The sequence below is a fragment of the Adonisia turfae CCMR0081 genome, assembly GCF_011009555.1.
Lineage (GTDB): Bacteria > Cyanobacteriota > Cyanobacteriia > Phormidesmidales > Phormidesmidaceae > Leptothoe > Leptothoe turfae.
The window spans coordinates 20,311-43,339 of sequence record NZ_QXHD01000004.1 but is presented as its reverse complement, the minus strand read 5'-3'; the positions used below and the strand labels follow the sequence as shown (position 1 = coordinate 43,339).

General features: G+C 47.6%; 20 protein-coding genes. 12 read left to right on the top strand and 8 right to left on the bottom strand.

Annotation, left to right across the window (positions count from 1 at the left end; translation table 11 throughout):
- Positions 1–31 precede the first annotated feature (31 nt).
- The 6 genes from rpsF (at position 32) to DXZ20_RS04275 (ending at position 3,673) form a co-directional block, all read left to right on the top strand.
- The gene (gene rpsF, locus DXZ20_RS04300; protein ID WP_163661870.1) at positions 32–376 is read left to right on the top strand and encodes a 30S ribosomal protein S6; all 345 of its coding nucleotides are present in this window, start codon (positions 32–34) and stop codon (positions 374–376) included.
- A gap of 429 nt (positions 377–805) precedes the next feature.
- A complete protein-coding gene (locus tag DXZ20_RS04295; protein WP_163661868.1) occupies positions 806–1,363 on the top strand; it encodes an Npun_F5560 family protein in 558 nt (185 codons plus the stop codon).
- A 242-nt stretch (positions 1,364–1,605) separates the two neighbouring features.
- Entirely contained in the window at positions 1,606–2,232 is a 627-nt protein-coding gene (locus DXZ20_RS04290; protein WP_163671556.1) for a DedA family protein, read from the top strand.
- Between the two features lie 116 nt (positions 2,233–2,348).
- Positions 2,349–2,486 (top strand): hypothetical protein, encoded by a 138-nt coding sequence (locus DXZ20_RS04285; protein WP_163661866.1) that lies wholly within the window; start codon positions 2,349–2,351, stop codon positions 2,484–2,486.
- A complete protein-coding gene (gene cobU, locus DXZ20_RS04280; protein ID WP_163661864.1) occupies positions 2,486–3,031 on the top strand; it encodes a bifunctional adenosylcobinamide kinase/adenosylcobinamide-phosphate guanylyltransferase in 546 nt (181 codons plus the stop codon). The genes DXZ20_RS04285 and cobU overlap by 1 nt, the downstream gene beginning before the upstream one ends.
- A gap of 153 nt (positions 3,032–3,184) precedes the next feature.
- Positions 3,185–3,673: a hypothetical protein gene (locus DXZ20_RS04275; RefSeq protein WP_250565609.1), complete on the top strand. Its 489-nt coding sequence runs from the start codon at positions 3,185–3,187 to the stop codon at positions 3,671–3,673.
- A gap of 22 nt (positions 3,674–3,695) precedes the next feature.
- On the opposite strand, the gene DXZ20_RS04270 is transcribed toward DXZ20_RS04275, so the two are convergent.
- The 3 genes from DXZ20_RS04270 to DXZ20_RS04260 form a co-directional block, all read right to left on the bottom strand.
- Complete coding sequence (locus DXZ20_RS04270; protein ID WP_163661861.1) at positions 3,696–4,631, bottom strand: ribonuclease Z; 936 nt, start codon at positions 4,629–4,631, stop codon at positions 3,696–3,698.
- A 590-nt stretch (positions 4,632–5,221) separates the two neighbouring features.
- Positions 5,222–6,055: an FHA domain-containing protein gene (locus DXZ20_RS04265; protein WP_163696664.1), complete on the bottom strand. Its 834-nt coding sequence runs from the start codon at positions 6,053–6,055 to the stop codon at positions 5,222–5,224.
- Positions 6,056–6,139: 84 nt separating this feature from the next.
- Entirely contained in the window at positions 6,140–10,039 is a 3,900-nt protein-coding gene (locus DXZ20_RS04260; protein WP_163696662.1) for a hypothetical protein, read from the bottom strand.
- A 464-nt stretch (positions 10,040–10,503) separates the two neighbouring features.
- On the opposite strand from DXZ20_RS04260, the gene DXZ20_RS04255 reads away from it, so the two are divergent.
- The gene (locus tag DXZ20_RS04255) at positions 10,504–10,995 is read left to right on the top strand and encodes a photosystem I reaction center subunit XI (RefSeq protein ID WP_163696660.1); all 492 of its coding nucleotides are present in this window, start codon (positions 10,504–10,506) and stop codon (positions 10,993–10,995) included.
- Between the two features lie 234 nt (positions 10,996–11,229).
- The gene (locus DXZ20_RS04250) at positions 11,230–13,413 is read left to right on the top strand and encodes an AAA family ATPase (protein WP_163696658.1); all 2,184 of its coding nucleotides are present in this window, start codon (positions 11,230–11,232) and stop codon (positions 13,411–13,413) included.
- 36 nt (positions 13,414–13,449) lie between these two features.
- Here the strand turns inward: DXZ20_RS04250 and DXZ20_RS04245 are convergent, their stop codons facing one another.
- Positions 13,450–14,859: a 1-acyl-sn-glycerol-3-phosphate acyltransferase gene (locus tag DXZ20_RS04245; protein ID WP_163696656.1), complete on the bottom strand. Its 1,410-nt coding sequence runs from the start codon at positions 14,857–14,859 to the stop codon at positions 13,450–13,452.
- 626 nt (positions 14,860–15,485) lie between these two features.
- Between DXZ20_RS04245 and DXZ20_RS04240 the strand changes: the two genes are divergently transcribed.
- Entirely contained in the window at positions 15,486–16,100 is a 615-nt protein-coding gene (locus tag DXZ20_RS04240; RefSeq protein ID WP_163661838.1) for an FHA domain-containing protein, read from the top strand.
- A 31-nt stretch (positions 16,101–16,131) separates the two neighbouring features.
- Here DXZ20_RS04240 and dprA read toward each other — a convergent pair whose 3' ends face one another.
- The 3 genes from dprA to DXZ20_RS04225 form a co-directional block, all read right to left on the bottom strand.
- On the bottom strand, positions 16,132–17,328 hold the full coding sequence (dprA, locus tag DXZ20_RS04235; RefSeq protein WP_163696654.1) for a DNA-processing protein DprA: 1,197 nt from the start codon (positions 17,326–17,328) through the stop codon (positions 16,132–16,134).
- 112 nt (positions 17,329–17,440) lie between these two features.
- The gene (locus DXZ20_RS04230) at positions 17,441–18,103 is read right to left on the bottom strand and encodes a DUF2301 domain-containing membrane protein (protein ID WP_163696652.1); all 663 of its coding nucleotides are present in this window, start codon (positions 18,101–18,103) and stop codon (positions 17,441–17,443) included.
- Positions 18,104–18,149: 46 nt separating this feature from the next.
- Positions 18,150–19,832 (bottom strand): ATP-binding protein, encoded by a 1,683-nt coding sequence (locus DXZ20_RS04225; protein ID WP_163661832.1) that lies wholly within the window; start codon positions 19,830–19,832, stop codon positions 18,150–18,152.
- Positions 19,833–20,021: 189 nt separating this feature from the next.
- Here DXZ20_RS04225 and purN point away from each other — a divergent pair, with 189 nt between their 5' ends.
- From purN to psb32, 3 genes are all read left to right on the top strand, one after another.
- Positions 20,022–20,684, top strand: coding sequence for a phosphoribosylglycinamide formyltransferase (gene purN / locus DXZ20_RS04220; protein ID WP_163661830.1), 663 nt, complete (start codon positions 20,022–20,024; stop codon positions 20,682–20,684).
- A 140-nt stretch (positions 20,685–20,824) separates the two neighbouring features.
- Complete coding sequence (locus DXZ20_RS04215) at positions 20,825–21,043, top strand: hypothetical protein (protein WP_163661828.1); 219 nt, start codon at positions 20,825–20,827, stop codon at positions 21,041–21,043.
- A gap of 97 nt (positions 21,044–21,140) precedes the next feature.
- On the top strand, positions 21,141–21,851 hold the full coding sequence (gene psb32 / locus DXZ20_RS04210; RefSeq protein WP_250565608.1) for a photosystem II repair protein Psb32: 711 nt from the start codon (positions 21,141–21,143) through the stop codon (positions 21,849–21,851).
- Between the two features lie 87 nt (positions 21,852–21,938).
- On the opposite strand, the gene gap is transcribed toward psb32, so the two are convergent.
- Positions 21,939–23,003 carry a type I glyceraldehyde-3-phosphate dehydrogenase gene (gene gap / locus DXZ20_RS04205; protein ID WP_163661826.1) on the bottom strand — a complete coding sequence of 355 codons (1,065 nt, stop codon included), beginning with the start codon at positions 23,001–23,003 and terminating at the stop codon, positions 21,939–21,941.
- Between the last annotated feature and the right edge of the window lie 26 nt (positions 23,004–23,029).

Sequence of the window (23,029 nt, the reverse complement as noted above, 5' to 3'; positions counted from 1 at the left end):
TTGTCAAGCCATTTAGTCCATAAGGAGCAGTATGAGCCATTTTTACGAAACCATGTATATTCTTCGGCCTGACATTAGTGATGAGGCCGTGGATAATACCATTGGTAAATACCAGGGCATGATTAAGGATAAGGGTGGTGAGGTATTAGAAACCCAACACCGAGGTAAGCGACGCCTAGCTTATGAAATCAATCGTTACCGTGAAGGGATCTATATTCAAATGAACTACCAAACTCCTGGGGATACTATTGCCCCTATGGAGCGCGATATGCGTTTGAGTGAGGATATCATTCGCTACTTAACGTTGGTGGTTGATGAGCCCCAAGAAGCTGAAGCTGATGAAGTTCCTCCTCAGGCTGCACCTCTAGGTTCCTAAGTCAGTAATTGGTTCGGTGGCCTTATTCTAAAAGCTAATTTCTTTAAGTGGTCGCAGCTATGACAAAAGGCTGCGGCCTCTTAGTTTGCAGGAAATTACAAACCTATAGAATAAAAACCTTGCATTTTGCGAAATTGATGCTAAATTTGTGGGCACTTAGGTGTTGGCTTCAATGCTTTTGAAGTTAGTAAACATTTTTTGTTCTGTTATTTAGGGTGTATTGGTGGGCTTTACTTTAACTAACGTTGAAATGTTTGGCTGCCAGCTTGTGCAATGTTTGCTGTTACACTTACGCTCAAATGATTTCGGTATGACTGCCAGTTTTCTCAAAACTAATCTGTGAGGAAATTTGTCATTGTGCTGGTCAATACTCTGAATCAATTGACGACAGTTTGAAAAGTTATCGTTACTACTGTTAGGAGTGATCTCGTGCCCCAATTGACTAAGTTGAAAGCGTCTGATTCCCAGGTAGAAATTGCTCGCTTGCAAGAAGAATTGCAAATGCGGGATCAGCTAGTCCAACAGCTATCCCAAGAATTGTTTCGCCTGGTAAAGGGGAATCAAGACTTTCTGCCATCGACGGATGTTTCTGAGCGTCATCAGGCTGAGGTCAGGGCTCTACGAGAACAGCTGCAAGGTGTAGAAACTCAGGTAGCGTTTTATCAAGAACAAATCGAGAGTCGAGATGAAGAGAATCATCAAATGCGGCAGACTGTTCAAGAGCTCACTGACCGTACTCGTATGCTTGAGCAGGTCGTTCAGGAATTACCGAAAATCTATAAGCAAAAGTTTGCTGAGCGTATGCTGGAGGTAAAAAATCGAGTTGCTCGTATTCAGCAAGAAAACCGTCAACTGAATGCTGAGTTGCAAAATGTTAGCTATCGGTTGGCTGTGAGAACTCGCCGTACTCAGCACTGTCTGGATTTACCTACATTCCCTCAGTCGATGTTAGGGGCTACACCTATGGCCAGTTTTTCCGAGGCTTAAGGGTTTCCGTAATCAATACTTTAACTTAGTCATTAGCCTTCCCGACTGGGAGGGTTTTTTATTTTTAGCCAGTGTTATGGGTATTACTTAGGATCTTTTTGGGTATTCATTTGTATAGAAATAGTTTCGCTAGAGGCTGTCTAGATGAAATTCAGTGGTTTGCATCACGTCAGCCCTCACACTTGTAAGAAAAATGAATAAAATAAACGAAAGATAAACTTGTATCTATGCACACTGTCCCATTGACGTTTGACTTCTTTTCCCTTGAAACGATCCAAACATTGGCTCAGGACTATGGCTATTGGGCCATTTTTTTTGGCATTATGCTCGAAAATATGGGACTACCTTTGCCGGGGGAAACAGTCACATTGGTAGGTGGATTTTTAGCGGGGAGTGAAGAGTTAGTCTATCGTTGGGTTTTATCGAGCGCGATCGCAGGTGCCGTTATTGGTGACAGCATGGGGTATTGGATTGGGTTTTACGGTGGTTGGCCATTGCTTTTAAAGTTGGGCACTTTCTTTCGTATTGATGAAGCTGCCCTCGCTAAAATTCGTGAGCAGTTTAGTCAAAATGCCGACAAAGCTGTGATTTTTGGCCGATTTGTAGCGTTGTTGCGTATTTTCGCAGGGCCTTTAGCAGGTATCGCTCGGATGCCTTACTGGAAATTTTTGTTGTGTAATTTGTTGGGAGCTAGCCTGTGGGGAACAGCGATGGTGAGCTTGGCCTTTTTTGTAGGCCGTTTGATTCCATTGGCTACCTTGGTGGGTTGGGTCACTCAATTTACAGTGGCAGCCCTGGTTCTGGTGACTATTTGGATTACGGTTTTATGGTGGTTAGAACGCCGTCAACATACGCCAGCCCCTGACTGATCCGCTAACTTACCTAGCTACCTATAGTTTCTAGACTTCCGTTTTAGGTGCATGCGCTGATGTTGCTTGAGTGTACCAGTGAAATAATTGGCACAGGCAACAGATGAGGTTTAGCCATGAGCGGCGTCGAAGTTATTATTTTTGGGGCAGGGCCAGCGGTTGGGTTACTCATTTCTTTTCTCGCTTGGCTGTTTGAAGGCTATGACACAGCTAATAGCGAGAATCCTCAAACTTATAACCATGACTGGATTTAATGCCTCAATTGATTTTGGTGACGGGGCCTGCCCGCTCTGGTAAAAGTGAATGGGCTGAGCATTGGGCTGAACAAACCCATAAGCACGTTATCTATGTGGCTACATCGACCGTGTCAGTCGATGATGTTGAGTGGCAACAGCGTATTGAGCAACACCGAGTTCGTCGTCCTGAGAGCTGGCAGACGTTAGAAACTCCGAAAAATTTGGCGAATGCTATCCAAACTGCTGAGGCTAATAGTTGTTTGTTAGTTGACTCTCTAGGGACTTGGTTAGCTAATTGTCTGGATGAAGATGATAGCTGCTGGCAAATGTCTGTCAATGAATTGTTAACAGCTTTGGACCTGGCTGTTTGTGATGTGATTTTAGTCGCGGAAGAAACAGGTTGGGGGATTGTGCCTGCCTATCCCTTGGGCCGTATATTTCGTGATCGTTTGGGATATTTGGTGCGTCGGATTGGTGCGATCGCAACCGAGTTTTATCTAGTGACAGGGGGGTATGCCCTTGATCTCAAACGTATAGGCACACCGCTACCACATAAACACTGAGGTAAAAACCTTGGGAGAACCCAATTATGTGGACACATCACAGACCTTGAAAATAGATTAATGTCTCAAGACTTATAAAAATCAGGCGTTAGGATGAAGCTGTGACAGTCACCGTGCTGTAGCAAAAGGTTATTTCACAGTGCGAGGTGGTCTATGGCGTCTCCTAACGAAGTAAAAATCTATCTGGCCTATTGGTTTCAGCTTGGCAAGCCTGTTCATATCAACAACCGGCAGATTACTCATCGTCCTAGTCCTGTATTAGAAGGCAATCAGTTTAGCCGTGCTTTTCAAGATTGTTGGCAAGCGATTATGTCTGTGGGTGGACGGGATTGTTATCTAGATGGCTCCCAAGAAACCATTGAGCAGTTGTTGTCACCCGCATGGGAAATCACTGACTGTGCCCGCTGTAGTATCCCGACAGCTATGCAGACTGTGATGCCTGTTGCTCAACTCTGCCCCTGCGGTGATATTGATACTTGGCCCAATGATGAGTTACCGGCTCCCCATATGCCGATCAACAATAATGAGCATTTTGGCAGGCTCAAAACACGGTTAGACGAACACCCCCGTGGTGAGCATCAGCTAAAACGTAATGTGAATGCTCAAAAAGCTGCCATCAACAACCAGCACAGCGAAAATTAGTTTTCTAAAGTTGTCTGTCTGATTAAGCTGTTGCCCGCTCCACATCATGGACATAGAAGTCGTGGGCCATAAGCGTATTCGGAAAAATTGCCTTGGCTTCTAAAAGTAAATCTTTGAGCTGAATTGTGTTGCCTGGGGCGTAGCGGGGACTAAAGTGGGTGAGAATCAACTGCTGTACTTGGGCAGCTAGGGCTACTTGGGCTGCCATAGTGGATGTGGAATGAAGACGCTGGTAGGCGAGTTCAGCATCTTGATGGGCAAAAGTGGATTCGTGGATGAGTACATTGGCGTGCTCTGATAATTCGATGGCGCGATCGCAAAAAATTGTATCGGTACAGTACACCATCTTTCTACCCTGAATGGTCTCACCGCATAGGTCAGAGCCGTTAATCATTCGACCGTCTGCCAAGGTAACCGCCTCACCGCGTTTGAGACGGCCATAAATGGGGCCAGGGGGGATGCCTAAGGCAGCTGCGCGCTTCACATCAAAATGACCGGTTCGATCTTTTTCTACGATCCGATAGCCAAAAGCAGGTACTCGATGCTCTAAACGTTGGCAGTAAACCGCAAATTCCCCATCATCCAATACCTTACCCGGTTCCACCGTATGCACTTTGATGGGATAAGAAAAATGAGTTTGCGAGTAGCGGCGACAGGCTTGCAAATACTCGTTTAACTTAGGCGGGCCATAGATATCAATGCGCGATACATTACCGGCTAAACCACAGCTAGCCAGCAGTCCCATCAGACCAAAAATGTGGTCCCCATGCATATGGGTGACGAAAATGCGCCGAATTTGGCTGGACTTTAGATCACTCTTAAGAAACTGGTGTTGGGTTCCTTCTCCACAATCAAGCAGCCATACTTCAGCGCGCTGAGGTAGGCGTAGCGCAACGCTTGACACATTGCGTGCCCTAGTGGGGACACCAGAACTAGTACCAAGAAACGTAATTTGCAAAGGAATATATGAAGGAGTGGGACAAGAAGATATGAGCTAGCAAACTTTCCTCATTATCCTTGACAAGGGTTGGGTTTGCGGAAGTCCTTACCGTGGAAGTGGCTACTGTGTTGAGACACATGGGATTGCTAGCTTTAATTACCCAGGTAATTTCCTATCTTTATCCATGGGTTTGATAAATAGTTCAGCCATTGAGTTTAGGATTTGTCAGCTGACTGAGATGCCATAAGCAGAGTTTTTAGGGCTCATATGTCAGGATTTCATAACTTTTTTGGTTTTTGCACTAACTTGATTTGATGGATGGACTCATTTGCTGTCAATCTTTGGGTAGTTTTACCGAGTAACGGCTACACAAACTTATTGCAATTTAGTAAAGATTCATCACAGAAAAAATTGTACTGATTGTTACAATGTCGTACGGAGATTGATTAGTTAGTGCACAACGCATTTTCAGCCACCTCCAAATGAGAGATAAACGCAAAGTCAAAAGACTTTTTGAATCGGTTCTGCTCTAGAGCCGATTTTTCTTTTGACGAATTATTATGAACTATTCTTAGTTTGACTTTCGATAAAAAACTCCTGTTGAACCGTCAACTCTCAGGTTGGGGGCTTTGAACTAAGGCCTGCTGTAGATATTTGGTGAAGTAGTCGGTAGCGTGGTTAATCAAAGCAGGACGAATACGCTGCCGATAAGTGCGATGGAAGATGCTGCCTTTGATGACATCGCGTTTGATCAGTAGATAGGCACGAATCCGTTCGTAAATACGTGTGCGTATTTGTTCGCCGTTGACAATAACCCCATTGGCCGAAATTTTGGCTCCAAACATGTCCACTAGGTAACGTTTGACTGTGCCAGAGTAGTTGAGCCAATTGGCCTCTAAGATGGCAGCTTTAACCGAGAGGCTAGGGTTTTCATACAGCAGTCGCCCAACAGCGAAGGCAACTAAGTCAGATGCATAGTCCTGTTCAGAAGCAAATTTCCCCAACAGTTCACTTAAGGTTTCTGGTTGATAGGTGGTGAGGCCATATTTATCGAGGTAGACCTCGATGGGTTGTGCCGTATCCCCAATGGCTGCCGTGTATTCGCGGCTGTCGTAACCATGGCCGGTCATTACTTTCGACGTGATCCAAAGAAATCCGTCGCTGAGGGTAGATGTGAGATTTCCTCCCCAGGTCTGATCTGATAAGGCTGCCATAAAATGGGCAAAATCAATGCTCTGACCCATGATCTCAACGGATTGGTCATCCAGCTCGCCTTTAACAAAGTCTGGGTTGCTACCTGCGACCATCTCCCAAAATGTATTGGCATAGGATGCTCGGGTATAGGCCCGTAAAGACCGCACTATTTGCAGTGAAGTCGCCTTGGGCCGCTGCTGTTGGTATTCATCGATAAACTGCAGCATTTTCTCCAAATTTGCGGCCATTGGTTTACTCTGCGAAGTTCATTATGAATGCTAGGGTAGCGTTAAATGATGGAGGCGTTGCTATGTGGGTGGCCTATGCTTTGCTTATTCCCAGGTTTGCAACATATCAGCCCACTTATTGAGCAGTTCACTAATTTGCGCTCGACGGGCTTCAAACGTAGCGGCTACCCAGATTAGGGCGATGCCAAGTAGGATGCCGATGGCCCAAAGCATACGACCGTCTGTGCTAATAAACAGTGCGATCGCACGCAATATTTGCAGGCTAAAGGTGAGGGTGCCCACATATAGATAGGCGCGTACTCGAGTGAATAAGCCCAGGCCGATAAAGCCAAAACTAATCAATAGACTCAGGCTAATAAAGAGAGCTGACGTGGTTTCAGCTTGAAAGATCGCGGTTAGTCCTATTAATAATGTGGCCAAACTCCGTAGGCGATGGCGTTCTTCGCGAGCGGAAACCAGTTGCCAACGGGGGTCGATTTCTAGAATGTACAGCGTTGATACTCCAATCATGGTGCCTAGCCAAAGGGGGGTGAGCCATGCTTGGTCGAAAAGATAGCGGAGTAAGGCCCAGTTCAGTAGCCCCAGACTTAAATAGCTGAGGCGTACAGCCCGCAGTTGTTTAGCCATCGCTGCATAAAAGGCTCCTATCAGCAGCAGGCTTTGGGTTGTGATGGTCGTTATGCTTAGGAGCGTAGCTAAAACCGGCCACACAAGGGCTATCCGCTGCCATGGGCGCATCGGCCACCCCCAGCGCTGCCAGGGGAGGCGATGGGCTATCAAGCTGAAAAGACAGGCGAATAAAGCACCCCAGCCGCGCAATAAAGTCAGGTGTGATAGGAGATGGTCTACGCCATAGGAGACAGCGATAGTGGCAATCACCAGACCGCTCCAGGTCCATTGTCTGTAGCTGTGATGATTGCCATTGAGCTGAACAATGTGCCCACTTTTGGCATTAGTGGCATAGGCCGGAAACCAACGAGAATTACCCCTTAACAACGCGTAGAGAGTCAGAAAGCAGGAGGTACTCAACCAAAGCCAGACGCCTAACTGACTGTGCCCGCTGATCATGGCCAGAGCTGCTAGCATGACGGACAACAGCCAATGGAGTAAGGAGCCTGTTGCAATTTCAGATGTTGTTAACTTGCTGTAGCGCTGAATCCAGCGATCGCCTAGGAGGTATAGGGGTGCGATCGCACTACCCACTAAAGCCAACAGCGTCAACCCATCTCCTGGTTCTCCACCACTGGCCTGTAGCATTTGATAGACAACTAGCTCATAGGTGCCTAAAGAAAGCAGCCCAAGACCGCCATAACCTAAAGGTCGTAGATCTGTCTGCCGTCTGCCAATGGCGAGAACCACAATGCCAACAACGAATGAATAGACGCCTGTTATTGCTGTGAAGTTCAGATGGCTAAGGACTAGCCCTAAAGCACCGTAAGCCAGTGGAATGTAGTGCCAGCTCGATGGGTAATTGCGCTGATGTTTCGCGACATAGATACTCCCCAGCATCTGGGTGCCTAGCCCTAATGCCACCATGGCTGTAGCCAGCATCTGGGGCTTCATCTCCTGATGCCATAGGGTTAGACCCATGGCTACGAGGAGACCCACTCCATGGGAGACTTCCCAGTAGTCTAGATTGCTCAGCCGCCGCTCAGTGAAAAACCTGGCCAATATGAGGGCCATGGCTGCTGCACCATATTGCAGCAATGTGGCGACATCCGGTGATATTGCTTGGGCCTCAGCAAATGGATAATTTAGGCTGTAGCTCAGCACCATGATCAGTGTGAGGTCAAAACTTAAGGCAACTGCTAATGCTCGACTCCAGCCATAACTGGCGTTGCCATAGGCCCGTAGCAAAGGTTGGGCCTGGTGCTTGAGCTGTCGAGCCAAAATGCTAAGGCCTCCAGAAAACAGAGCGATCACTAAAAATAGCGAGGCAACATTCTCGGGCCATACTTTTGGCATCAGCCACAGCCAGATGGCAGCTGCGTGCCCGCCCCCCAGGGCAAAGCCGATGGTTATGACTGGTAGAAATGTCTGCGTAGGCCAGCGCTGACTATGGAGATACAGCAGTCCAGCCCCGGTGAACAAGGCAACCGTTGCCATGGGCCAGGAGCTAATGAGTAATATCTGGCTGCCTAAAGCAAGGACCGTCAGCGCTGTGGTGACCAGCTGTGGTTGGGCTACGAGCTGGCGTCGGTATGCCAACCACGTTAATAGCCCCGGCACAACTAACCAGCTCAAGTTAATCCAGCTGCCCCAGTTATCTAGCAAAAGACTATAGGCAATGATGCTTAGACCTATGCCCAAATACCACGATGACTGTCGCCATTGGGGATAACGGTGGCTAGCAACACTGGCGATCCATTCCACCGTCATCAGGCTTAAGAAAACTAAAGCGCCCTGCCACCGGTTCCAATAGCCAAACCAACCGCTAATCACATAGAGACCACTGATCACGGTTGCCAGTGCTGAAATGTGTGTGCAATAAATCAACCAATTGGTTGCAGGGCGTCGCAAGCGAGTAATGGCACCTAACGTGAGTGTTTGCCCGAGCAAACTCATCATCAACAAAAATGATTGGGCTTGGGGGACTATTAACAGGACTAATAGTGGGCTGAGTCCCATGGCTAGGTTTTCAGTCAGTTGAGCCCAAGCAGTGTGTTCTTTTTGCCGAAATCTCTTGGCTCCCACCACCATCAGGCCAACATAGCCATAAAGCCATAGGCCTGAAAACTCGATCGTGCTGACGGGGTCCTGGCTAAGGCTGCCAACTGCCAAAAGTATTGTCTGCCGCAGGGGACCAGGCAAGGTTAACCAAACCAAACCACAGGCTTGTAATCCCACTAACCAAAGTCTCGATAGGGTACGTAGCTGGTCTCGTTCTTGGGTGTGTTGTCCCAGCTGTTCTAGTAATAGCCAGATGGCGAGTCCACTGATACCCAGGGCCTGTAGTGGATATGGGATGACAGAAACAAGCCAGCCCAGTAGCATTAATCCGGCTCCTAACTGGGGCCACAGGGGATATCGTTGATAAAGCCTGCGCAGTACCCAGCCGCAGAGGCCCATGGCCAGGCCCAACTGGGCTATGGGTATTTGGGCAATCCATACGCTGCGTACTAGAAGAATGAGGAGTGCGATCGCAACTAAAATTCCTTGAGGTTGAGATTCTGCCTCACGATCTTCATCCGTCTCCTCAGCCGTTATCTTTGGCATGTCCCAGACCAGGCTGATTGCACTGCTCAAGGTGCCCACATAGGTGGCGATCAGAGGCCAGGTCGCGAATCCCCATCCCCAATGCAACCAACTTAGGCCCAATACGGTTAACCCGATCATTCTTTGTGGGGCTAACACCAGGGTTAATATACTCAAGCCAATACTCGCTACAATGGCCAGCCCTGCTGTCGTATTGATTAACCCTGAGGTGTCTATCATCCACATATTTAGGGGAATCAAGAGCAGCGTTGTCGCCTTTAGCATTTGGGCCGTTGTCTGTAGTTTGGCCTGACCTGCTGCCCAGTGACTTGCCCCCCCAAAGGCCAGGGTATACACCAACAAAATGCTGTATTGGCCAACGATGGAAAAGGATTGCCATTGGCTGGCCACCAACACCCCAGACGACACCACCACCAAAAATACGCCCAAAAACAGCAGCCATAGCACGCTGACCTCTGCCAAAAATGACTGCACTAGATGGGACTTGAAGCGTGAAAAGAATGGCTGACCTGTAGCCGTCGGGACCTCAGTCAGAGTTTCAGGAGGGGCTGTCTCTGATCTCCTTACCTCAGTATTGACCTCGACAGATTCCTGCTGCACTGCCGTAGGTGCTTTATGGGCAATGGGTAAAGGACTGCATAACTTGCGACCAAGACTAATGACCTGTGCTTCCGATAACAATCCCAGCTCTATCCAGCGATCTAATTCCTGCAAAAGATGGACATTAGCCGCTTCATTTTCTAAATCAATCGGAATTTTCAGCCACATACCACGCTCCACAGGTTAGATGCTAATAGCGCTACACATATTGATTGTGGCTAGTTCATTTATCAACGCCCATGAGTGTTACGAAGTGTAGGTGGTGTGTGACCAAACCTATGTACTTAGACGCATTGCATCGAAGTGAGCCGAAGTTGACTAAAGACGGGTTCTTCAGACCCATTAGCTATGGCGTGTTACCCCCTGCCGAAGCTGTCGATTGTTAAGTAAGTTAACGTTCTGCTTGTTTGTACTTAACAAAACTGTTGCATTCACCATGTTTGGTTAGCTTCTATGAGAGTATTGGGCTCAGATGCAGCTAGTTCCTGTTAAAGGGGCTAGTGGGTCATGTCGTTGCGGCTACCTCTCTAAAAATGGTGGCTGCGAAGGATTGTTATCCTTGGCGATTTGGCTGGCGTTATAAATTCGAATTTCCCGTCTTACGACTGTCCATTACATAGGAAGACGTTCTTATGGCAACTAGTTTTGCAAGCGCAACTGGAGCTCCCGAAGTGGGTGACGTTGCGACTCCGATTAACTCCTCTGCGGTTGCACGTACTTACATTAATAATTTGCCTGCCTACCGCGCAGGTTTGTCTCCGTTTAGCCGCGGCTTAGAAGTGGGCGTTGCTCACGGCTACTGGTTCTACGGTCCCTTTGCCGTTCTTGGCCCACTACGTGCCAGTGACTACAGCACTGTGGCTGGTGTGATTGCAGCAATTAGCTTCGTCTTTATTTTGACTGTAGCTATTTCTATTTACAGCGCTACTAGCCCCGATGGTCCCGAGGGTACATTGACTACTCCTAATCCTCCTGAAGCGTTTTCTAATCGCGAAGGCTGGAGCAACTTTGCTAGCGGCTTCTTAGTAGGCGGTTGCAGCGGTGCATTCTTCGCTTATCTACTTTGCCAAACTCCTCACCTGCTACCTTTGCAGGAAATTGCTGGTGGTATCTGGTCCTCATAACTTTAGTTTTGAGTTGAGTAAGATATCAGATTCTGAAGCTTGCTGAACTAGATTAGATAACGTTGAAAGCGCTTCCATGTTATGGGGGCGCTTTTGCTTTCTAGAGCAACGGCTTTCTTGGAGCCAAATTATTTGAATCTCAATGTTTAAAGCATAAACAGTCAATTTAAAATACTCAGCTAGCTGAGAAGAGCAAAGCTCTACAAGACTCAACACTCAAAATTCTCCATTTCCATGGATCTCTTTGAGCAACATCGCCAGACACTAATCGAAGCGGAAGCACCATTGGCTGCCCGGATGCGTCCTCGTAATTTGGATGAATACGTGGGGCAGGGTGCCATTGTGGGGCCAGGTCGTCTGCTGCGTCGGGCTATCCAGGCGGATCAGCTATCGTCGTTATTGTTTTACGGGCCACCGGGGACAGGCAAGACGACCCTGGCTCAGGTGATTGCCAACACCACCAAAGCCCACTTTATTGCCATTAATGCCGTGTTGGCTGGGGTGAAAGATATTCGGAGTGCGATCGCAACTGCCCAAGACCTTCGCGGCCAGCACGGTCAGCGCACCATCCTCTTTGTCGACGAAGTTCACCGATTCAACAAATCCCAACAAGATGCCCTCTTACCCTGGGTAGAAAACGGTACCGTTATTCTAATTGGGGCGACTACTGAGAACCCCTACTTTGAGGTGAATAAAGCCTTAGTCAGTCGGTCGCGGGTGTTTCAGCTAAAGTCTCTGGAACCCGATGATTTACGGCAGATTGTTTACCAAACGCTGACTGATAAAGAACGGGGCTATGGCGATCGCACCATCCAAATCGACGAAGATGCCTTAGATCACCTGGTTAATGTCGCCAATGGCGATGCCCGTGCCCTGCTCAATGCCCTAGAACTAGCGGTCGAAACTACGCCTGAGGTAAGCATCTCTTTAGCTGTTGCCGAAGAATCAATTCAGCGACGAGCCGTCCTCTATGACAAAGAGGGGGATGCGCACTTCGATACCATTAGTGCCTTTATCAAAAGCATGCGCGGCTCTGACCCCGATGCCACCCTCTATTGGTTGGCCCGCATGGTTTATGCCGGTGAAGATCCCCGCTACATTTTTCGTCGTATGGTGATTTTTGCTGGAGAAGATATAGGTCTGGCAGATCCTAATGCAATGGTGGTGGCCAATAGCTGTGCCCAGGCGTTTGACCGAGTGGGTATGCCAGAAGGGCGCTATCCGCTGGCTCAAGCGGCGCTTTATCTAGCTACCTGTCCCAAGTCCAACAGTGTCATGGGCTTTTTTGATGCCTTAGCCACGGTGGAAAAGGAACGGGAAGCCGATGTGCCCAATCCCTTGCGAGATGCAAATCGGGATAAGAAAGAATTTGGCCATGGTCAGGGATATCTGTATCCCCATGCGTATCGCGATCATTGGGTGGAGCAGCAATATTTACCCACAGGTCTCCAGGGCAAAGTGTTTTTCCAACCGTCGAATCAGGGCTATGAAGATACTATTCGTCTAGAGGTTGCCCGTAAACGAGAGGCTCAGCTAGCAGCGGTGATGGAGGCGGATTTGCCCGAAGTGCTGACATTTGGGCCGACGGATCAGGGGCAAGAGCAATGGTTGCAAAGGACTTTGGGCAATGCAGGGGAGCAGTTGAGGGCGGTGTGCGATCGCATCTACTCCACACTAAAGCCTCAACGCCACCACGTTTTGCTGGACCTCAATGCCGGCCTTTTAACCTGGGAGGCTCTACGCCAGGTGCCCGAAGGTGGAGTGTATGCCTGTACCTCTACTGAAACCTATGCTGCTCTGAGCGAACAAGCTGAGGCACTGACAGCGTTAGCTCGACCTACATTTCTATCGACACCGCTGCATACCTTAGCTAAAACCCTAGCGACTCAAGCATCAGGTATTTTGTTTGATGGCATTGTGGGGCGTAATGCCTTGAAATCCTTGCCCAACCAACAGCAAGTGCTCAATCAATTGGCTGATTACCTTGCTCCTAACGGGTATATGGTGCTGGCTGAAACGATTCCCTTCCGCACGTTACGGCTGTATTCCCTACTGACTCATCAGAGCATATCGCCTAAATTATTCCAAAGGCTACAACAGGCTGAAGACGATCTCTACACTAGTGATTGTCAGAAATATTGGGATATAGATGCGGTGACTACATGGTTTGAGAACACGCCGCTGATGCCGACTGTTGAGCTAATAGAACTCCAAACTGAGTTACCCATTACCTCTCAAATAAAAGCTCGATGGTTTAATACTGAGTCCCATTATATGACCCATTTAGCTAAGGCTTTGAGCGAACAGAACTTGGAGATCGTGAGACAGGCATTTACAAGACAGCTGCAATCTCAGTCTTCGATTTCTTGGCAGATCAATATTGCCTTAATCAAAGCTACAAAAAAGAGTCAACTATAGTGATGTTTGCTCCCTGACTGTGATCTCAAAATCTCATCAACGATTCTGGTCTTCAAACGAATCCACAATTAAGCTTTCAAGAGCTGTTTGGAGATCCTTGGTCAATGCTGACACTGCCTTACGTCGGCTTTGTTTGTAATCATCCCAGCGCTCACTGACACAAATGGGTTCTCCAACTATTACCTGAGCTTCTCGCTTACCTAAAGAAGGCCTCGGGAAGGGTGTTTTCCCCTGGAGTCGAGTGACCATATCAGTCATCAATAAAACAGTTTCGGCAAAGCGATCGGCTGTGGGTTTTTCTAAGACATAGCGGCCTGTTACTGCCACAAAACTTTCCACAAGACGCATATGCCACATACGTAAGTCCGCCTCTTCCGCAATCCGATCGGCTAGTCCTCGTTCCACTGAAGACAACGCCGCTTCATTACGTAAGTCTTCGCGAAAAATACGTTCCCAGCCAGCTTGTTCCAAACGGCGACAACGATCAATCACAGAGCCTTTGGGCCGCAAATTAAAATACTTTTCTGCTACTGCTAACGCACCATTGAGCAAGTGTTCTAACCGTAAAGCCAGCTGTGCATTAGCATCTTTAGCTTCTGGAGTATCGAGTTGTTCTAGGCCATAGATTTGGTAATAGTAGCTCTCCATCAAGCTGAGTAAATGTTCAGCTAAGCGATAGAGACGGCCATAGAGATTGGTAATTTGAGCTGTGGGTAGTTCCACAGGTGGGACAAATTTTTCATCAGTACTCGATAAACCACTATAAAGTTCTAATTGGCTTAACAGCTCGTCAATAGCATCCCACGGCGGATTGATGTATCGATACTGGATTCCCAATGGCACGATATAAACCGGTTCAGACCGCTGGGATTTTGCCAGATCCTCCACACACCAAAAAGCCAGTTGGGGTACCCCCGGTTCTAGAGGGCTGACAATTTCGTTATGGCCATTATTGCCCCCTTCTGGAGCGGCTGCTAAGGGAAATTTCCCATTTACCAAAAGCTTCCGTGCGGCTTTTAGGGCGACTAAATCTAACTTACCGCGTTGAATGGACACCCCCCCCAAGTGAGAACATAGCCAGCCAACCCACTTCCCTGCCCATAGGGGAATGCCCCGGTCATAGATAAAGTGGCTGTGCACAGGCTGCAGTTTTTTTCCCATTTGGACAGCCGATTGTGGCACTGCTTTCCACAGCAAATGTGCCATGCCATAGGCATCTTCAGGAGCAGGATGCCGGAAAGCCAGAATCAATCTGCTATGCCCTGCCTGAAATTCTGCGTAGTGCTTGGCGAGAACCCCGGCATTATTGACCTTGATGTTTACGAGATCAGTTTGCCAACGCATCCAGCCTGGCAAGGCTACTCGCACAAAACGTCGCACCCATGGATTAAAGCGTTCGGGAATAAAATCTAGGGGGGGTTGAGCACGGATGATGGCACTGATCACAGCAGGAACTCTCCAGAAAATAGCAGGGAAAATAAAGCTGCTTAATAATTACTTAATAGGTACAGTTAATTTAAGCTGTGTCATGACGATATTAAGGGGATGTGATGGTTTCTACACTGTCTACTTTCAAGACGCTGAAACCCCTATGAGTACAGCTTTACGGATTCAGGACTGCATATACCAATCTTGGGGGATTTTAATATTTACTTGTGGCTTTTAAAGCTTCCATAAAACGGTATCCGCCAAATTACTTATTTTGAAAGCACAGGCTTTAATAAACAAAAGATATAAAGAAGGCAATACCTTTGATAGGTTCATATCCTATACATAGAATTGCTGAGCACCTGTAGAGAAAGTTCTAAAACTATACTTAAGTATATTTAGGACTTTATGTATGTCCCACCACCGTTGTAGCTAGATTTTTTTAGAGATTTTCTCAATCTTAGACAATGAGGGTATTGCTACAGGTGAGCAGCAATTTTTTATTAGCTGACTTTAAAATCTATTTTTCTACCTCATTAATGATTTCTCAATTCTTTGGGAAATTCATATGTGAATCTACTGAATTAGGGTGACAATCGACCGCACTTATAGCCTCTTGCTGTTAAGTTGTTTAGTCATTGTCCATGTCCACGCTTAGAGCTTTCCTATCCGATAACCAGGCAGTTAAAGAAACAGCTGGTGATCTTATCAGCAAAAATGTTTTATCACTTCCTTGGGATGCGCTGTTTAATAATGTTAAAAATGATTTTGAAACGGCTAATGTAATTGCCGACTCTATCTTGACAGTTAAAGAACGCTGTCAAAATACACCTTTTTACGTTCAGGCGATCATCGCTAATTCTTCTGTATTTTTAGTCTCTAATACGGGCAGTTCTGAAACTTTAAATCTCACCCATGTGGGTGCATGTTGGCTATTAGGAAAATCCGTAACCTGCGCATTGCCAGTCGGCAATGCAACTGTTGCTCCATGTCATGCAGTGATTCGCCATACCCCTGAGTCTGGTTTTTTCATTGCTGATGTTGGTAGTCAATCAGGGACCCGTTTAAATTGTCGTCGTCTTGTTCCTCAAAAACGTCAGGCCCTTAGGGACGGCGACATGATTGAGTTGGGAGACCTGGTGGTAGAATTCTTTGTCGATAATTTTGATTGCATAGAAGATCCGCTAGATGGCCACGAAATCACCTACACAGGGTTTGAGGTAACCTACACCGGTATGGAAACATATCCAGGAAACTGATATGGGGCAAAACTAAAAGGTGTAGCCATGACTATGTGCGCTGATATTGGCCACCAGGTAATTGGACGATAACACCAGCGAGTTCTAACTGTAGTAAGCCACCCAGCAGGGCACTTGTGTCTAGCTGGGTGGTTTCTACTAGGTTATCCAGGCTGACCGGTTCCTCAGGAATCATCTGCAAAATATGCTGTAGGTTTTTATCCAGTGTTACCTCCGGTGCAGACTTTGCCGGTTCAGGTGCTGATGTATCTGGCTGAGTGTTTATAAAATGCCTGTTTTCATCGCCACCCTGGTTGTTACGGTCGTTTTGATGGGTCATATTTTTATGAGCCATATCTGAATTGGGAACGCCAATATTGAGCAGATCTTTGATCAGCTGGTCTTCACCCATGATGATGGCTGCTCCAGTATTGATGAGGACTAAGCAACCTCGACAGGTGGGATTATCTAGACCGTCAGGTAATGCGTAGACATGACGACCATAGTCATTGGCTAAATAAGCTGTAATCAGTGCACCTGAGCGTTCTGGGGCTTCGGTAACCAAGGTGGCATGACTAAGGCCAGCAATGATGCGGTTGCGTCGTGGAAAGTGACTACGATCAGGCGGCGTTCCGTTGGGGTATTCGCTCACGATCAAGCCGGTTTCTAAGATGCGTTGGTAAATTTGAGCGTTGCTACGGGGATAGATGACATCTACACCAGTGCCAAGTACGGCTATGGTTTGGCCGTCGGTATTTAGACAGCTTTGATGGGCATGGGTGTCAATGCCAGTGGCCATGCCAGAAACAATGGTGATTTGCCGTTGACTCAAGCGACGACTTAAGCGCTGGGTCCAACGACGTCCGTAGGGACTAGGGTGGCGAGTTCCGACAATGCTTATGGTGATAGGATTTGTGCAAGCATTAGGCCTGAGAGGACCGCGATAGTAAAGCACGGGAGGTGGGTCTGGAATTTCCCACAGTAGACTGGGATAGTCAGAGTCAGCTGGTGTCCAAAAGTCTGGGTATTGTGATTCGTGCTTGTCTAATAGTTCTTGGGGGTTGAGATGAGATCGCATCTCCCTAATCCGATCCGCTGTGATCAAACCAATGCCTGCCACAGCAAGCAGTTCAACTGGGTCAGCCTGCCAGGCTAATTCCAGTGACCCAAACTGCTCATGCAGCCGCTTTATCAACACTGGCCCGACATCCTTAACCCGTGACCAAGCCAGCCAATATGCTCGTTCCAACCTAGCATCCCCGTTGTTTCAACGGTTCTAGGATGCCCATGAATAACCCTAATATAGGAGCAAAATCATAGAGGCGTTCCATGGAACGCCCTTACCTGTATGGGCAATGCCCCTAGATGTTTGCCTGACGCTTCTGTTTGAGGTGCTCAAAGACACTTTTGTCGCCAATGTCAGGTGGGATTGGCTGCATTAGTTTACGTAGGGCAAAGATGACAAACAACACTGCCCAAGCGATCAGTAACCCCTGACCTATATGACTGGGCATAGCCTGTGCCATGTGGGTCAACAGCAAGCTAGGAACTAGGGGCACCAGAAATTTTGTTTCAAGTCGATTAAAACAAAAGGCTTCTTTGATAAAGATGCCGGTCATGGCTGCAAAGGTAAACCCTATGCCCAAAATCGACAAAGGCTGTTCATACGCTGTCAGGGCTAATGGTCCCGGTACACCTATGGCAATGCCCAGGCTGGCTAGGCCTCCTGCTAACCACAACCCCTGTAATGCCTGATGTAGCGGTTTTAGATAAATATGAATGAACCAAAGACTAATGCCCAGACCTAACCACATGGTTAAGTAACATCCAGAAATGGTCCAAAGTAGCCCGGTGCTACCATTGCCTAGGCGCAGCAACATAACCCCCAAGGCAAAACTGAAAGCGGCTATGGCTAAACCACAGCGGTAAATCACGACCTCGCGTCGATCGTCCGCAGTGATGACAAACGGGCCAAATTGACCCTCATAGGTTTCTAGACTCGTGTCTGACGGTGCAGTTACCATAACTACCTCCTGATATGGATTTAATCCATGTGAGTGCTATCTCTCATCAAGGTGTGAAGGAGAGCGGTAACTCAATCGTAAAACACGTCTGATCATCTTCACTCCTAACTGTAATAACTCCGTTAATGTGTTCCACCAGCTTTTGGACTAATGCTAGGCCCAATCCGGTTCCTCCCTGTTTCCAGGGGTCGGCGCTAGGCACCCGATAAAACTTGTCAAAAATACGTGGCAGTGCATCCTGGGGAATTTCCACCCCTGTATTTACGAGGGCAAGTTTTAAGATGTCGTCCTTCATCTGCACTACGGAAAGTGTGATTTCACCCCCGGGAGGGGTATATTTGCACGCGTTGTTTAGAAGTTCGGCCCAAATGCGATCGAGGCTCGACAAGTCTGACTTCAATAGGGGAATATTCTCCGCAATGGTCACTTGCAGCTGTTGCTGACGACTGGCAGCACGTTCTTGAAAACTACTGACCAAAGCAGGGAGCCATTCGTTGATTTGGATCGTTTGTAGTGCTAAATCGTGGTTGCCCACGTCCAAACGCTGTAGGTCTAGTAAATCGTTGATCAAACTAATTTCCCGTTCACACTCTTCTTTGAGAATGCGATAGTAGCGGGCAATGCGACCTTGCTTTGCATCGGGGTTGGTCAGTTCATGCTCCAACCCTAGTTCTTGGGTGAGGGTGACTCCGAGCAGCTGTAGAGCCACACGCATACTGGTGACGGGTGTGCGCAGCTCGTGGGAAACGGTGCTGAGAAAGTCATCCTTGAGGTTATTGACTTGCTCTAGTTCACGTACCTGGGATTGGGATTCTTGATAAAGCCGTGCCTGGCGAATGGCAATGGCACATTGGTTAGCCACCTGTTGCACGAGGCGAATTTCATATTCGCTAAAGCCGTGTTCTTTATCGTTAATCAGCCATAGATCGCCGAGGACACCCCGGTCATCAAAAATTGAGCAGGCTAACATCGACACCAGGCCCCGTACTGGGTTAGGGGCAATGGAGCAAAACTGAAAGTATTGGCCTTCGAGCAGCTGATGATAAACCTCCGGAAAGGCTTCCATTTGGGAGACGCGCCCCCGGTCGGATGGCAGGGTGGTGTACTCGTAATAAATGGTGGAGGTGCCCTGCTCTAGATCATACAGAGAGGTATTGGAACCTCTAACGTTGAGGGCTTCCGTGATTTCTTGTACGGCTGTTTGTAAAATTTGTTTCTCGTCCAGGCTGTCCCGTACCCGGTCAGTAATCCGTTTTAAGGTGGCCTCAAATTCTGTTAGTTGATCTAGAGCGCTGTCACGTTCTTCGAGTTGTTGCTGTAAGTCAGTGTTAAGGTGGCGAAGCTGAACCAACTCACTGATGTCTTGGAGGGTATTTATAAGGACTAGACCATTTGGGGTTTGTAAGAGGGCACGCTCCCCTGAAAACTGGTGCTTGCCATGGCAGGTATTCAGGTAAATCGTTTGCTCAGCAACTGTGCCTGTGGTGAAGAAGCTGGCGTCTTGCGATCGCAACAAATCTGCATCAACTACTGCTGTCACGTCATGGTCCAGGCAACCTTTAATGCTCTCTAGGGATACATTCAGCAACTGGCAACAGGCCGTATTTGCAAACAACCATCGATGATCTTGGCTTTTGACGTAGATAGGTGCGGCAACAGCATTTAAGGCGCTGGTTACTACGCCGAGCAAATTTGGGGTATCAACATTTGAAGCGACAGATAAACTCATTTCACCAATGCAATGAGTGAACGTGATGTGTTCCCTAACTATGCCCCGATTTTTCAGAAAAGAGCTAACGGTGTATCGCTAAGTCAGCCCTTTTCCGTTAAATCAGTGATTATACGTAGGTTATGGCGAATGAAATGAACGTTGCCTATGCCCCTGTAGAATTCTAGAGTTTGTTTCTTGTTTGATGCTATGGGTTCTGTTCCCACTGACTATTCCATCACTGGTTTGTTAAGTCCTAACATTGATTGGCAAACGCTCAGCTACCCCACTCTCAAGCTGGGGATTTTAGCATCTGGTAACGGCAGCAATTTTGAGGCCATTATGGACGCCATTGAGGACTCACGGCTCAATGCCAAGGTTAATGTTGTCGTTTGTAACAACCCCGGTGCGAACGTTCTGGAGCGAGCGGCTAAATGGTCGATCCCTACGGTTCTTCTAAATCATCGTGAGTTTGCGTCTCGCGAAGTGCTGGATCAGGCCATTGTCGATACCCTTGTCCAACATGATGTCGGCTGGGTGATTATGGCAGGCTGGATGCGGCGGGTAACGCAACACCTAATTGATGCTTTTAGTGGACGTTTGCTCAATATTCATCCCAGTTTATTGCCCAGTTTTCCGGGTCTCCATGCGGTACAGCAGGCCTTAGATGCAGGGGTTCAGCTGGCGGGCTGTACAGTACATTATGTAGAGCTAGCAGTCGACAGCGGTCCCATAATTATGCAAGCAGCTGTGCCCGTGCTGGCTGGTGACACTGAAGCAAGTCTCCAATCTCGTATTCAGGTACAAGAGCATCGGATTTATCCAGCTGCCATAGCCTTAGCAGCCCATGCTCATTTCACAAAAACTAGTTGAGTGAGGTTGATCAGTGCGACAACCAGTTGTTTAAGTGGCTCTTTAATCGGAAATCCATGTGATCTAGATAACCTTTGATCCGGAAGTTGAGCTGAGAAGGGCGAATGTATAAACAGTTACCCACTCACCCAGCTTTTACGATGTTCAACACCTCTCAATTTGTTGGCAAGGATCTAGAAGTTTTGGTGCGCACAGCACTTACCCATGGTGAATTGGCCCCTGGTATTGCCTTAGCGGTTGAGCGTTATCGCTCAAAATCCAGTCTGACAGTGGTAGAACAACGACAATTACAAATTTTGGACAGTGCGATCTCAGATGGTTGTGTTGTAGCTGTACAAGTACAATCAGCTAAACGCTAGTCCCAAGACTGTACTAGCTTTCTCAGAGGCATGTGGTCATCTATAGTAGTGATTAGGGCCGCTATATGGCTGCTCGACTGCTGCTTCTTGAAACATCATGCGCTTGAGTTCGATATTTCATCGCTGCCGCTGGATAGTTGTGGTTGCGATCGCGTTAGCTATTAATCTATCAATTGCGACACCAGCCAGTGCTACCGGGATCTATGACATGCCCATTAGTCCTAATGCCGACAACTGGGTCTTAGATGACGCCAAGCAAATCACTCGGCTTAACGAAAGTAATCTGAACAAAGACCTGAAGAAACTAGCAACTGAAACCGGTCAAGAGGTTCGCTATGTCACCATTCATCGTTTGGACTATGGTGAAACGGCTCAAAGTTTTGCTGAGCAAATTTTTGCTCGTTGGTTTCCTTCTCCAGAAGCAGGTGCAAATCAAACTGTGATTGTTCTGGATGATGTCACCAATACCATTGGCATTAAATCCGGTGAAGAAACAGCTGCTTTACTTCCTGAAGAGATTTCCGAAAGCATCACGAAGGAAACAATGAAAGCACCGTTAATTAAAAGCAACAGTTACAACCGAGCATTTGGTGATGCCACCGTACGCTTAGCTGCTATATTAACGGGCGATCCTGACCCTGGCCCTCCCGTGATCGAAGAAACCATCAATGTGGAAGGTACCTTTGCCACTGCTGAGGAAACTGAGGAAAATCGCACCAGCTCAACTTGGATCGTTGTGGTTCTACTGATCTTGGCTACGGTCATTCCTATGGCCACTTATTACTGGTATCAGTCTATGGGTGGTTAAGTCTGCGCTAATGTTTAGTGGCCTCTGGCTAATCAGTATTTATAAGAAAAAGCGACCCAATTTTGGGTCGCTTTTTCTTATCTCAAACTATGCATAAACTGCTTCTAAAGCATCGCTAGTAACCCCCTGAAGGAGGCCTTCAGTGATGGCCATGTGCAGCATCAAATCAACTACACGGTTGGAGTAGCCCCACTCATTGTCGTACCAAGTGATCAGCTTGAAGAAATTGGGGTTAAGTTCAATACCAGCGCCTGCATCAAAAATGCTAGAGCGCGGATCACCCACAAAATCAGTTGAAACAACGGGATCTTCTGTATAGCCTAAGACCCCACGTAACCCGTTGTTAGATGCCGCTTTCATGGCATCGCAGATTTCACGATAGTTAGTGGCCTTTTCAGTTCGAACGGTCAAATCAACCACCGATACATCAGGCGTGGGTACCCGTAAAGCCATACCTGTTAGTTTACCTGTTAGCTCTGGGAGCACCAGGGTAACGGCCTTCGCGGCACCTGTGGATGCGGGAATAATGTTCTGAGCTGCACCACGACCACTGCGCAAACTCTTCTTGTTCGGGCTATCCACGGTGGATTGAGTCGCTGTAGATGCATGCACTGTAGTCATCAGACCTTCAGCGAAGCCAAAATGCTCGTGGATCACTTTGGCTACAGGCGCTAGACAGTTTGTGGTGCAGCTAGCATTGGAGACAATTTGATCGGTTTCGGGATTAAAGGTCTTATGGTTTACCCCTACCAATAGCGTGGGAACCTGTTCTGGGCTCTTAGTGGGAGCTGAAATGACAACTCGCTTTGCCCCAGCTTTTAGATGATTGGCGGCTTTGTCATAGGTTGAAAATCGTCCTGTCGCTTCAACCACATAATCGGTACCCAAGCTGCCCCAGGGCAGTTCAGCTGGGTTAGCGATGGAAAAACAGGGGATAAATTTACCACTGACAACAATGCCGTTATCTCTTGCTTCCACATGGCCTGGGAACTGACCATGGGTGGAATCATATTTAAGTAAATAGGCCAGATTCTCAGGGGAGACTAAATCGTTAATACCAACAAACTCAATATTAGAGTTATTGACAGCGGCTCGCAGTATTAAACGACCAATACGGCCAAACCCATTGATGCCAACTTTTAGCACGGTCATAACAAACCCTATTGCTCATAGATGGT